Here is a 13455-nt window from a genome sequence, read left to right as displayed (position 1 = left end):
CCTCAGAGATTTTAAAATCTCTGAGGTTTTAAAATTAGAATTTTAACGAAACCCCTACTAAAAAATTAGTAGTTGCTTGTGGATAATATCCAGCTCCTTCTATTGTTGTGGTCTGATTTGGATTTGACCATGTATCGTCATAAGTATAATAATAACCATTAGAAACATATTTTTTATTAAATATGTTATTCACCAATGCTGATATTACTATAGACTTAAATATACTTTTAGGTTTAATTTCATAAAACAAATTAAAATCACTTACAAAATAAGATTTTAATTTAGACCTTTCAGAATCTACATTACCCATATATTGCTCACCCACATACTTACTTAATAAAGTTACCTGTAAATTATCAATCGGCCTATATACTAAAGCATTTGAAGCTACAATTTCAGGTGAAAAAGATATGTTTGTCTTTCCTAAACTTACTAACTCACCGTCTAATTTTGTATTATAATCAATGTTTTTATTTGAACTTAAAGCAATGGCTGGTTGGAATGAAAGCTGTTTATGAATTTGAAACTGAGCATCTACTTCTAAACCTAAACGATAACTTTCTCCACTATTGGCTCTTATTGGAGAACCAACATCATCTAAAGCTCCAGTCAAAACCAATTGTTCATTATATAACATATAGTATAAATTGGTATTAATTTTAGTTTTATTGGTGCTATACCTCCATCCCAATTCAAAATCATTAAGCTGCTCTGGCTTTACATTAGCATTCGCTTCAAAATCATCTTTATTAGGTTCTCTGTTTGCTCTAGCATAAGAAAAATAGAAATTATTATTTTCATTTAACAAATATGTAATTCCCGCTTTGGGATTAAAAAAACTATAATCTTTATCAAGTATTAAAGGGGTTCTATCTGAATTTAATCCAGTAGTATTATAATTTAACATTCTCAACTGTAAATCAGCAAACAGACTAATATTTTCATTCAACTTATAAGTTGCCTTTGAAAAGAAATTTAAATCTTTTTTAATACCATTACCTTCATAATACCGTTGATTCTTAAAATTATCACCAGAAAATTGAGTCCAAATAATCTCCCCAAAATGATCTCCATCATAATAACTATAAGAAGTACCTGTTGTAATGTTTAACTTATTATTCTTATAATTTACAGAAGCATTCACCACATAAAAATCATTATCCAACCATTTACGTCGTATCAAATCAGTTTCATTAATTACAGTATTACCAATTGTAATTTCGTTTAAACCATAATCTTCAAAACTTTCATCCTCTTTATACTGTTCATAATAACCACGACCATAAGTGTAGTTGAGTCCAATATTTGTTGACCAATTGTTAGAAATTCGCTCATTCCAATGGAGTTGATAATGATCTTGTTTATAGTCATCAACTTCATTTTCATAAAACTGTTCATTTCCTTCAGCATCTGTATATCTACCTGAAATATTATAAGTTCTATTATTTTCTAAAATATCTAAATCTTCTATTCCATTCCATGCCAAATAGGTGTTTTCATGCCCACCAAAAACTATTGCTTTTAACAATGTGTTTTCATCTACATATGCGGCTTGTAAAAAATACGATTTTAAATTAGCCTCAGCTCTATCAACATATCCATCAGACTTTATTTGAGAAAGACGTCCTGCTAATTCTAAATGGTCATTTAATAACCCTGTACTAAATTTTACAGTATGTTTTCTGGTATTAAAACTTCCAAAAGAATTTGAAATTTCACCAAAAGCAACATCTGAAACAGCATCAGTAAGCACATTAATACTCGCTCCAAAAGCTCCAGAACCATTAGTAGAAGTACCTACACCACGTTGTAATTGCAAATTTTCCACTGACGAAGAAAAATCAGGTAAATTAACCCAAAAAGTACCTAATGATTCTTGATCATTATACGGAATACCATTTATAGTAATATTAGTAGACTGAGAGCTAACACCGCGTACTCTTATGCCAGTATACCCAATCCCTGCACCAGCATCACTGGTAGTTACCACAGAAGGCATATAGTTCATTAAAATAGGAACATCTTGCCCTAAATTACGCTTGACAATCTCATCCTTTTCAAGATTGGAATGTGTTATTGGTGAAGTAGCTTCAACCCTAACAGCTTTAACTAAAACTTCATCAAGCATTTCAGGTTCTTGATCAATATTGACATTTAACGTTTTGTCAGCAGCTAAAAAAATTGATTTTTCAATAGATCGTCCCATAAAACTAAAAACCAAGGTATATTGCCCTCTATCTAACTCTAATTGATAAAATCCATTAAAATCTGTAGAAGTACCTTTATTTGTACCTTTTACAAGAACAGAAGCACCGGGCAAGGGTTCTCCATTTTGTTCAATAACATTACCGGAAATAGTAAATTTTTGTGCAAAAACGCAAATTGACAATAAAAAAAACAGTGTGAATAAAAATAAATTTTTCATACGATTAAGTATATTTTAAAATAGTTAATCGAATAAAAAGAGGTAATTATTCTTTTTTAATAAAATTGTATTGAATTTTCTCTAAGAAAAATGCTTAATAAGCATTAGAACTTAGAATTCCTAAACAGCATTACCTGTTCAAGGTTCAATGGGTATAATCTCAGCCGATATTAGGCACCCCTTTATTGAGATGCCACAAATATAGATTAGAATTATTAATTGCTTCCAATCATTTTCATTTTTTTCTTAAAAAAAATAACATGAAGTTGTCAATAAAATAGCAGTTCCACAAATACCTAACTAAAAATTTAATAAATACATAGTATTTTTAAAAAAAAATACATTATTCATAAAAATGACAATCAAACACTAAACATTTATCAACATCAAGAAGTAAACAGTTGAAAAGTTAATGTTTTCTTAAAGTTGTAATTGTTTTTAAATAGTTATTTTTGCTGGGTAAAATTTAAAACTAAATTCAATTTACACAAATGAAAAAAATTACTCAATTATGTTTGATGCTATTATTTTTTATAATATCATCAGCAATTTATGCACAAACCATTACAGGTACGGTACAAGATGAATCAGGACCGTTACCTGGAGCTAATATCTTGGAAAAAGGTACAACTAATGGTACGACAACAGATTTTGACGGAAAATTTTCGTTAAAAGTGAAAGAAGGTTCAGGAACAATTGTAATTTCCTTTATCGGCTTTATTAATAAAGAGATTAGCTTTAAATTGGCTTCAGGTGAAACTAAAGACATAGGCACTATCTCATTAGCTTCTGATAATACACTTGAAGAAATTGTTGTTACAGCTGTTTCTTTTGCTATTGACAGAGAAACTCCAGTTGCTGTTTCTACAATTAAAGCTCAAGAAATTGAAGCAAAATTAGGAACACAAGAATTTCCTGAAATTTTAAAATCTACACCTGGTGTTTATGCTACCAAGTCTGGTGGTGGTTTTGGAGATGGTAGATTAAGCTTAAGAGGTTTTAACTCTGAAAACGTTGCTGTAATGATTAACGGTGTACCTGTTAATGATATGGAAAACGGAAGAGTATATTGGTCTAACTGGGCTGGTTTAGCAGATGTAACAAGTGCTATGCAAGTGCAAAGAGGTCTAGGAGCTTCTAAAGTTGCTGTACCTTCTATTGGTGGTACCGTTAATATATTATCAAAAACTACAGATGTTGAAAAAGGCGGAAATATTTTTGTTGGTGTAGGTAATGATGGCTATCAAAAATACGGTGCTACAATTTCTACAGGCTTATTAGATAATGGATTTGCTGTTTCAGCTTCTGGAGCAAAAACAACAGGTGATGGTTATGTTGATGGAACTCAATTTGAAGGATATAACTATTTCTTAAACATCTCTAAACAATTAAATGAAAATCACAAATTGTCATTTACTACTTTTGGTGCTCCACAATGGCATGGCCAAAGACAAAACAGAAGTTCTATTGAAACCTATAGAAATGCAGAAAGCGGTACTAAATTTAATCCAGATTGGGGTTTAAGAGACGGTAATGTAGTAAATGTTGAAGATAATTTTTATCACAAATCACAAACTTCATTAAACCACTATTGGACTATAGGTGAAAAATCAAGTTTATCTACAGCTCTTTATGCATCTTGGGGTCAAGGTGGCGGCGGTGGAACTGCTGGTGACACTAGCTTATTTACTCAAAGAATTGGTGGTGATGATCAACCTATTGATATTGACAATATAGTGGCTCTAAATAGAGCTGCCGGAGAACAAGGTTTTGGATCTGTAGCATACTTAAGAGCTTCTAGAAATGACCATAGTTGGTTTGGTGGCTTATCTACTTTTAAAACTGATTTAACTGATAATTTAGCCTTTGTTGGAGGTATTGATATAAGAACATATACAGGTAAACACTTCTCCGAAGTTACTGACTTATTAGGAGGTGCTTATGCACTTGATGATAGTGATGTAAACAACCCTAACAGAGCCTTAAAAGTAGGTGATAAACGTGACTATTGGAATGATGGTAAAGTGGGTTGGCAAGGTTTATTTGCTCAGTTAGAGTACAATAATGACGTTCTTGCTGGTTTTGTTTCTGCTTCAGTTTCTAACACATCTTATAAAAGAATTGATTACTTTAACTATTTAGATAGTGACCCATTACAAGAAACTGACAAATATAACTTTGGTGGTTTTGGTATTAAAGGTGGTGCAAACTACAATTTAAATGAAAACCATAATGTATTTCTTAACCTTGGATACTTCGAAAAAGCCCCTGGTTTTGATGCTGTTTTCTTAAACTATGATAATGAGCATATTAATGAAGATGCTGTAAATCAAAAAATATTTAGCTTTGAATTAGGTTACGGATATAGAAGCGAAAAATTAGCTGCTAATGTTAACCTTTACCATACGAAATGGGATGATAGAACTTTTACTGATAACTTTACTGAAGATAATATTGACTATTTTGTAAATTTATTAGGTGTAAATGCTTTACATCAAGGTGTAGAAATTGATTTTGATTACAGACCTTTAGATAAATTATCATTAACAGGAATGTTATCATTAGGTAATTGGGAATGGGATAACAATGTTTTAGGAGCACAAGTTTACGACGAATCAAACAATCCTGTGGGAGATCCTATAGATTTATATATTGAAGGTTTAAAAGTTTCTGATGCTGCACAAACAACTGCTGCATTAGGATTAAACTGGGAAATTATGGATAAAACTTTCTTTACTGTAGATTACAACTATTTTGGCGATTATTACGCAGATTTCGATCCTAACGATAGAACTACAGAAGGAGCTCCTCAATCATGGAAAGCTCCAGATTACAGCACTTTTGATGCAAGTATAAGATATGGCTTTGATTTTGGCCCATTTGACGCAGTATTAACTGCTCGCATGAACAATGTTTTTGATACTGAATACATTGCTGATGCAATGGATGGTGCAAACCACGATGCTTATAGTGCATTAGTTTGGTATGGTTACGGAAGAACTTTTAACTTTAGTGCTAAAATTAATTTTTAAACAAAAAAAAATGAAAAAAATAGTTTATTTAATAATGATGTTGGGCGTAGTCTTAACGAGCTGTGACCCAATGGAAGATATTCATGCTGATATTGATGCACAAGAAGAGGTAATTACTGGTGAAATAGCATATACTTTAACTGATGAAGATTATGACGAGTTAGATTTAAGTTATGGTAACTTTAATTCTGTTGACGATGCAAAAGCTATGCTTCCTAGTTTACTTTCTGATAAATACCCAGTTTGGGGTGAAGGAGCCTTAGTAGAAGTTACTTTTGATGTATATGCTCCAAAACAAGATCAAGATAGTATAATTGTATATACTGTATCATCTGATGACTATGATGAATTTGGTACAAGCTATGGTAATTTTGATGATTTAGATCAAATTTACGATTTGGTAGAAAGTAAATTTCCTAACCCTGTAAACAATATGTTAGTTTCGCTTACATATGACTATTACGATGGAAGTAATAGAGAGTTAAATAATGGATTTTTCTATAGCGATAACGAATGGCACTTTATTGAAGGGTTTACTGAAGATGAATACAAAAGCATGGGAGAAGGTTATCCAAATTTTTCTTCTGAAGATGAAGCTACTGCTAAAATTCCTATCTTTTTGTTAGATAAATTTAAGTACGACAATTACGCTGCTGGAGATATAGTTGCTACTATGTATAAATTGTACACTTCAGATGTAAGCGATTTAGACGGAGACGGCTCAACAGAAGATAGCACAACATATAGTTATATAAAATATTTCATTTTTGATGGTACTTCTTGGTCTGAATATAATAATGTAGCTCAAGAAACTGTAAAATTTGGTCATGATGGCTCTACTTGGGTACCAGACAACACTATTAAATACACATTAACTGCTGCTGATTATGAATTGGTTGGTAATGGTTATTACAAAAATTTTGATGTTAGAGCTGGTAAAGCAGAAGAAAGTGAAACTGTTCGTTTAGAGAAAATTAATACCATATTATTGAACAATTTCCCTGATGCTGAAGAGGGGCAAAAATTTTCAGTTTCATACAACGTATACAACGGTTCTAATGCAGTTTATACAATGAATGTTATTAAAGTAGGTCCAGAATACGTACTACAATAAAAAGTTAAAATTTTTAAATTTAAACCTCCCATTCTTAAAATAATGGGAGGTTTTTTTATCTTTACACACTATGAAAAACCTTGTATTTTTACTATTTATCAGTTTATTTTTTATCAATTGTAGCAGTGACAGTGGCAACAGTGTTACACCTAATCCTGACCCAGATCCTGAAATCAAAAAACCAGTTGCAGTAAATGATAATTTTGAAGCTACCGAAGATACCCCATTAATACTATCTAATTTATTAACAAACGATACAGATTTAGGCACTGCACGAATTACCAGCTTTGATTCCTCTAGTACTAATAATGGAACTATAGTTGACAACAGAAATAATACTTATACATATACTCCTCCCAAAGGTTATGTTGGTTCTGATACATTTACATATACGATTTGTGATAGAGAAACACCTGAAAATTGCTCAACAGCTACTGTTACCATAACTGTTATTGATGAAGGTTCACCAACTGCTATTGATGATAACTATAGCAGTACTAAAAATACTACAAGAACATTTTCTGATTTTTTAGATAATGATGATTTATTGGATAATGCTACTTTAAGTTCAATAGACACCCATGGTACTCTAGGTACAGTCACTTTAAATGAAAATGGTAGTATAACATATGTTCCTGCCAATGATTATATTGGAGAAGACTCCTTTACATATACAATTTGTGATGATGACTCTCCTACAGCTACTTGTTCTACAGCCACAATAACTGTTACTATACTTGAAACAATAGCTTTTAACATTCCAACAGAATTAGTTGATTACTATTCAGATTTAGGATTAACAACTAATAAAGAATTGAATTATGAGTTATTGAAAAATCATACAACTGAAAAACACACCACCATATTATCTTACGGAGAAAGACATAATTATCTTTACAATGCAGATGCTGATCTAATTGATACAGATAGTGTTGTATTAATGTACTCTGGTGTTAAAACCTATTGGAAAGAATACACATCTAATTCAAATACTTATAGTCCGCAAACCTTTAATACAGAACATATTTATCCACAATCGTTACTGAGCTCAACTACAGCAGTTACAGATTTACATCATTTAAGATCATGTAATGATGCTGTTAACTCAAGCAGAAGTAACCATCCATTTACTGAAGGAAGTGGAACCTATAAATTAGATAATGAGAAATGGTATCCAGGAGACGATTGGAAAGGCGATGTTGCAAGAATGGTTATGTATTTAAATATTAGATATGGTGAAAAATTTGAAAAAGTAGGTTCTTTAGAATTATTTCTAAAATGGAATAGAGAAGATCCTGTTTCTGATTTTGAGATACAACGCAACAATGTAATAGAAGCTGCACAAGGAAATAGAAATCCGTTTATTGATAATCCATATATGGCCACATTAATTTGGGGAGGCACTGATGCTGAAAATACTTGGGAATAATAATTAAACACCTATTAACTATAAAAACTAAATCATCATGATGAAAATAATCCACTCTTATTGGGCATACTTAGTGTTAGCCTTATTAATTATAGCAACAGTAAATGCAATAATAGGCTTAACTCAAAATAAAGAATTTAAAGATAAAGATTTACGAATTTCACTATTTACGCTAATAGTTACCCACATTCAACTATTAATTGGACTTGGCTGGTACTTTATGTCTCCTTCCTATAAAGCCTTAAAAGAGGTTGGTATGGGAGAAGCTATGGGCAATTCCGGATTACGCTTATTAACCGTAGAACATCCTTTAATGATGATTATAGCCATAATTTTTATTACAATAGGATGGTCTAAGCATAAAAAGCAAACTACAGATAAAGGGAAATTTAAAGCAATTGCTATTTTTTATGGTCTAGGGTTATTATTTGTATTGAGTAGAATTCCTTGGACACAGTGGTTCAATTCATAGATTATTAATAAAAATACTACTTAAAAAAAGAGAGTGCCTTCTATGACACTCTCTTTAATTTTATAAATAGTTTTAAAGTAAGTATTATTTAATGGTAAACTTATCTATATCATCTAAAAATTTGAATTTTTTGCGTGTACGTGAAAGTATTACTTTTGAGATGGTTATAATCTCGGTAGTCTCTTCGTGAAGTTTTATATTAGAAATTTGACATCCTAACGCATCAAATGCAACAGAGTCTCCAGTATATTCATGTCCATTACTATCAGTACCAATACGGTTTACTCCAATGCAATAACACATATTTTCAATAGCTCTTGCTTTTAATAAGCTGCTCCAAGCCTCAATTCTGGGTTTTGGCCAGTTTGCAACGTAAAACAATAAATCATAAGTCTCTACATTCCTCGCCCAAACAGGAAAACGAAGATCGTAACATATCAAAGGACAGAGTTTCCATCCTTTATAATCTACTATCAATTTTTCAGAGCCTGCTGTGTATAATTTGTGCTCTCCAGCTAGTGTAAAAGTATGTCGTTTATCATACGTTTTTAGACTTCCATTTGGAAAAACAAATAATAAACGGTTATAGTATTTATTATTTTCTTCAATAACTAAACTCCCAGAAATTGCAGAATTCTTTTTTAAAGCCAATTCTTTTAACCATGATACTGTAACCCCAGACATGGTTTCTGAAACCTTGTTAGGTTGCATTGTAAAACCAGAAGTAAACATTTCTGGTAAAATAATTAAATCTACATCATTTTCAATACCCTCAATTTTTATAGCCAAATTAGCCCGATTTTGTTCTGGGTTTTCCCATATCAAATCTGTTTGAATTATTGCTATTTTAAGAATTTCTGACATTTTAGTTTCTTTTCTCTTTTTTATATAAATTAATGATGCACTTCAAAAGACAACACTAAAATAATCAATAAACCGAATAACGTTATATCAAAAAGGTTACCTTCTAAGGGTAACCTTTTATATATAAAATCAAATTAAGAAAATAGCTACTTTTTTACATCTTTCTTAATTTTTTTTCTGCCTTTTCAATGTTCTCTTTTTGTTTGTCTAATTTCTTTAACCATTTCTCTTCATCAACCGGCGATAGTTTTCCTTTGTCTCTTAAAGTTTCATATTTCTCAGTATCTTTTACTAACTTTTTTTTACTTTTTTCTAAATTACTTTCGGCCTTTTCTTTTTTCTTAATTGCTTTCTCTGCTTTTTTCTTTTCCTTTTCAGCCTTTTTCTTTTCCTTCTCCGCTTTTTTCTTCTCTTTTTCGGCTTTTTTCTTTTCCTTTTCAGCTTTTTCAAGTTCAATCTGATTCTTTAACGCATCTTTTATTGCGGTTTGTTCAGATACAGTCAAAGTTGGAGTTACATCTACACCATCTAAAAAGATTAAATCTTTTTTTATTTTGTACTCCTTACCTTGATATTCCACTTTCTGAGCTTGTACAAAAGTGAATGTCATTAGCAATAACACAAGTGTTATAAATCCATTTTTCTTTTTCATAGTATTACGTTTTAAATTTGTGCAAAGTTAACCAAAATAGCTATGTACACATTTATATTTTAGTTAAAACCTCCATCGCTCTTTCTAGCATTTCTCTCTTTTTGTAAAAAAACATAGTATTTTTTTATCAATACTATCCGTACTAAAAATAGAAGTCTCCACATTAGGTAACTTAAAATAAATCTGTATTTAATATGTTTTAAGACTTAAAAAAATAAATTGATTAATTAATAGACCTACTTTTTTTATCTTTGATGTTTATCAAAATAAAAATCTAATCTTATGAAAATATTTAAAATTTTAATCTTTTTAATTGCATTTCAACTTTCTGCTCAACAAGGAGGCATGTGGATTCCTTCTTTATTAGAAGGTATGAACGAACAAGAAATGCAAGCCTTAGGTAGTGAACTCACAGCAAAAGACATTTACGATATAAATAACTCTAGCTTAAAGGATGCTATTGGTCATTTTAATGGAGGTTGTACAAGTGAAGTTATATCTCCTAAAGGATTAATTTTAACTAATCATCACTGTGGCTTTAGTCAAATACAATCTCATTCTTCCTTAGAAAACGATTATTTAAAAGATGGGTTTTGGGCAATGAATTTATCAGAAGAATTACCCAATAAAGGTTTATATATTGAATTTATTGTGCGTATTGAAGATGTAACTGATGCTGTTTTGAAAGGTATAACCAAAAAAATGTCTGAACAAGAAAAGCAATCATTAATAGATAAAAACAGTAACATTATTCAAAAAAACACTAAAAAAGAAGCTTGGCAAAACACTAAAGTAAAAGCTTTTTTTCAAGGCAATCAATACTTTCTGTTTGTAACTGAACGTTTTGAAGATATCCGTTTAGTTGGTGCACCACCATCAAGTATAGGTAAATTTGGCTCAGATACTGATAACTGGGTATGGCCAAGACATACTGGTGATTTTTCCTTATTCCGTATTTATGCTGACAAAAATAATCGCCCAGCAAAATATTCAAAAGACAATAAACCATATACCCCAAAACACTTTCTTCCAATATCTCTAGACGGTGTTGAAGAAGGTGATTTTACAATGGTTTTTGGCTTTCCAGGAAGTACAGACGAATATTTACCAGCAGTTGCAGTTGAACAAATTGTCGAAAAAATAAACCCAAGTAATATTGCCATTAGAGAAGCAGCCTTAAAAGTAATTGATGCTGCCATGAAAAGTGATGATAAAATTAGAATTCAATATGCTTCAAAACAAGCAAGAATTGCAAATGCGTGGAAAAAATGGATTGGTGAAAACCTTGGTCTTAAAAAAACAAATGCCATTGCCAAAAGACAAGCGTTTGAATCTAAGTTTACTCAACAACTAAAAGCAAAAAAATTAGAAAGCGAATATGGATATTTACTCCCAAAATTTGAAAAATTATATACTGAAATTGAACCTATAACAGTAAAACGTTCTAATTTTATTGAGGTTTTTATTCGTACTAACGAATTAATGCAGATGATGTTTAGACTTACTCAATTAGAGAATGCTGCTAACCAAAATAAAGAACGTTTTAAAAAGTTATTACCTTCAATGATTTCAATGGTTAAAAATGTCCATAAAAATTATAATGTTGATGTGGACAAAGGAGTTTTTGAAGCTATTATGCCTTTTTATACCGATAATGTTGATGCATCAATTTATGATAAAACAAGTTTTATAGATTTAGAGAAAGCTCTTGCTGTTTTAGACGGCAAACCTGATGAAATAGTTAAAAAATTAAATTCAGATGCTGCCTATCAATATGCCAAGCCATATATTATTGAATTTTATACTCAAATTGAACCTGAATTTCAACGAATTAACACAGAGATAAATGCATACCAAACTACCTATATGAAGGCACAAATGGAAGTATTACCAAATCAGCGATATTTCCCTGATGCCAACAGCACATTGCGTGTTACTTATGGACAAGTAAAAGGGTATAAACCAAGAGATGCCATTTATTATGAGCCTTTGACCTATTTAGACGGTGTTATTGAAAAGTATGTTCCTGGAGATTATGAATTTGACGTACCTGAAAAATTACAAGAATTATATAAAAACAAAGATTATGGCCAATATAAAGATGCTACAGGTAAAGTTCCTGTTTGCTTTTTAGGTACAAATCATACAACTGGTGGTAATTCAGGTAGTCCGGCTATTGATGCTCACGGTAATTTAGTAGGTTTAAATTTTGACCGTGTTTGGGAAGGTACAATGAGTGATTATTATTACGACCCAGAAATTTGTAGAAATATAATGGTTGACTTACGATATGTTCTTTTTATTATTGATAAATACGCGGGTGCAAAACATTTAATTGATGAAATGAAATTAGTACATCCGAAAAAAACTAAATAGACAAATAAAGTTCAAAAAACAAATAACCCTCAATTATTTAATAATTGAGGGTTATTTGTTTTTACACTTTAAAAGTATAGGTAAATTTTTATTCCTAAAAAACAGCCAATTATCAATAACAATTAAAATTTATTTAATTCAATCTATTCTGTTATCCAATTCTTTGAAAACAGAGATAATAACTGTTACAGCTTTGGCATAAAAGTGAGGATGAATGTTTTTAAACTCATCGGTTTCTTTATGATAATCTTCATGATCTTCTACACCGAAATACAAAAACGGAATTTGCTTTTTATGAAATGAACCATGGTCAGAAGAACTAGTCCAATTTTGCTTACCATCAGAGCCATCATGACCAATTAACAATTTAAAATTATCAGGAAGCTGAACTGCTGTAATTGCTGATTCTAAATTTTTATAGAAACGTGATCCAACAACGTAGAGCTCATTTCGATCACTTCTACTAATCATATCCATATTGAGATTTACCAATATATTTTGGCTCTCAACAACAGAATTTTCAACAAAATATTTTGAACCCTGAAGTCCCATTTCTTCAGCATCAAAAGCAGCTAAAATAACAGAATGTTTAGGAGGGTTCTTCTTAAAATATTCAGCAAAACTAAACAATGCACTTACACCAGAAGCATCATCATCTGCCCCATTAAAAATTATAGTATCTTCTATTCCTAAATGATCGTAATGTGCTGAAATAACAATGTATTTATCAGGATTTACTTCACCTTTTACAACTCCCAAAATATTAACAGCATTGTACTCTTTACCGTCTCTTCTACTAATAAAAGAAAAAGATTGATTATAACTTTTTAATAAAGGTAAAACTTCTAGTTGTTCAAATTTAGAGGTAATGTAATTTCTAGATTTTGCAGCACCTTCAGAACCCGTTTTACGCCCTTCAAATTTATCTGAAGACAACACTTTTATATGGTGCAATAAAGAGTCTTTAGAAAACGTACTTGACTTATTATTAGCAACAATTTGCCTCTTAGTATCTGACTGTGATTTACATCCAGAAAATATCACTAAAAACGCCCATGCGTAAAAAAAATATCTGGAGTTCATTAATTAAA

At 30.9% G+C, this 13455-nt stretch carries 9 protein-coding genes; 5 read left to right on the top strand and 4 right to left on the bottom strand.

Going from position 1 to position 13455, the window contains the following annotated elements:
• Positions 1-34: 34 nt before the first annotated feature.
• Positions 35-2425 (bottom strand): TonB-dependent receptor, encoded by a 2391-nt coding sequence (locus EGM88_RS10160; RefSeq protein ID WP_123898138.1) that lies wholly within the window; start codon positions 2423-2425, stop codon positions 35-37.
• Positions 2426-2916: 491 nt separating this feature from the next.
• Between EGM88_RS10160 and EGM88_RS10155 the strand changes: the two genes are divergently transcribed.
• The 4 genes from EGM88_RS10155 to EGM88_RS10140 all read left to right on the top strand — a co-directional run bounded on the left by EGM88_RS10155 (position 2917) and on the right by EGM88_RS10140 (position 8472).
• The gene (locus EGM88_RS10155; protein ID WP_123898136.1) at positions 2917-5457 is read left to right on the top strand and encodes a TonB-dependent receptor; all 2541 of its coding nucleotides are present in this window, start codon (positions 2917-2919) and stop codon (positions 5455-5457) included.
• Between the two features lie 10 nt (positions 5458-5467).
• Positions 5468-6571, top strand: a complete 1104-nt coding sequence (locus tag EGM88_RS10150; RefSeq protein WP_123898134.1) for a hypothetical protein — start codon at positions 5468-5470, stop codon at positions 6569-6571.
• A gap of 70 nt (positions 6572-6641) precedes the next feature.
• Entirely contained in the window at positions 6642-8000 is a 1359-nt protein-coding gene (locus tag EGM88_RS10145) for an endonuclease (RefSeq protein WP_123898132.1), read from the top strand.
• A gap of 40 nt (positions 8001-8040) precedes the next feature.
• Positions 8041-8472, top strand: a complete 432-nt coding sequence (locus EGM88_RS10140; RefSeq protein WP_123898222.1) for a hypothetical protein — start codon at positions 8041-8043, stop codon at positions 8470-8472.
• An 84-nt stretch (positions 8473-8556) separates the two neighbouring features.
• Here EGM88_RS10140 and EGM88_RS10135 read toward each other — a convergent pair whose 3' ends face one another.
• Positions 8557-9336 (bottom strand): amidohydrolase, encoded by a 780-nt coding sequence (locus tag EGM88_RS10135; RefSeq protein WP_123898130.1) that lies wholly within the window; start codon positions 9334-9336, stop codon positions 8557-8559.
• Positions 9337-9490: 154 nt separating this feature from the next.
• Positions 9491-9988, bottom strand: a complete 498-nt coding sequence (locus EGM88_RS10130; RefSeq protein ID WP_123898128.1) for a hypothetical protein — start codon at positions 9986-9988, stop codon at positions 9491-9493.
• A 282-nt stretch (positions 9989-10270) separates the two neighbouring features.
• Here EGM88_RS10130 and EGM88_RS10125 point away from each other — a divergent pair, with 282 nt between their 5' ends.
• Positions 10271-12364, top strand: a complete 2094-nt coding sequence (locus EGM88_RS10125; RefSeq protein WP_123898126.1) for a S46 family peptidase — start codon at positions 10271-10273, stop codon at positions 12362-12364.
• 138 nt (positions 12365-12502) lie between these two features.
• Here EGM88_RS10125 and EGM88_RS10120 read toward each other — a convergent pair whose 3' ends face one another.
• Positions 12503-13447, bottom strand: coding sequence for a M28 family peptidase (locus EGM88_RS10120; RefSeq protein ID WP_123898124.1), 945 nt, complete (start codon positions 13445-13447; stop codon positions 12503-12505).
• Positions 13448-13455: the final 8 nt, after the last annotated feature.

It is taken from the genome of Aureibaculum marinum, from assembly GCF_003813905.1.
GTDB lineage: Bacteria > Bacteroidota > Bacteroidia > Flavobacteriales > Flavobacteriaceae > Aureibaculum > Aureibaculum marinum.
Note: the sequence above shows the minus strand (reverse complement) of the source record. Positions and strands in the feature narration are given on the sequence as shown.

Excerpts from the sequence above, each read along its gene's own strand:
- EGM88_RS10160 (WP_123898138.1), bottom strand. The coding sequence starts at position 2,425 with ATGAAAAATTTATTTTTATTCACACTGTTTTTTTTATTGTCAATTTGC.
- EGM88_RS10155 (WP_123898136.1), top strand. The coding sequence starts at position 2,917 with ATGAAAAAAATTACTCAATTATGTTTGATGCTATTATTTTTTATAATA.
- EGM88_RS10150 (WP_123898134.1), top strand. The coding sequence starts at position 5,468 with ATGAAAAAAATAGTTTATTTAATAATGATGTTGGGCGTAGTCTTAACG.
- EGM88_RS10145 (WP_123898132.1), top strand. The coding sequence starts at position 6,642 with ATGAAAAACCTTGTATTTTTACTATTTATCAGTTTATTTTTTATCAAT.
- EGM88_RS10140 (WP_123898222.1), top strand. The coding sequence starts at position 8,041 with ATGAAAATAATCCACTCTTATTGGGCATACTTAGTGTTAGCCTTATTA.
- EGM88_RS10135 (WP_123898130.1), bottom strand. The coding sequence starts at position 9,336 with ATGTCAGAAATTCTTAAAATAGCAATAATTCAAACAGATTTGATATGG.
- EGM88_RS10130 (WP_123898128.1), bottom strand. The coding sequence starts at position 9,988 with ATGAAAAAGAAAAATGGATTTATAACACTTGTGTTATTGCTAATGACA.
- EGM88_RS10125 (WP_123898126.1), top strand. The coding sequence starts at position 10,271 with ATGAAAATATTTAAAATTTTAATCTTTTTAATTGCATTTCAACTTTCT.
- EGM88_RS10120 (WP_123898124.1), bottom strand. The coding sequence starts at position 13,447 with ATGAACTCCAGATATTTTTTTTACGCATGGGCGTTTTTAGTGATATTT.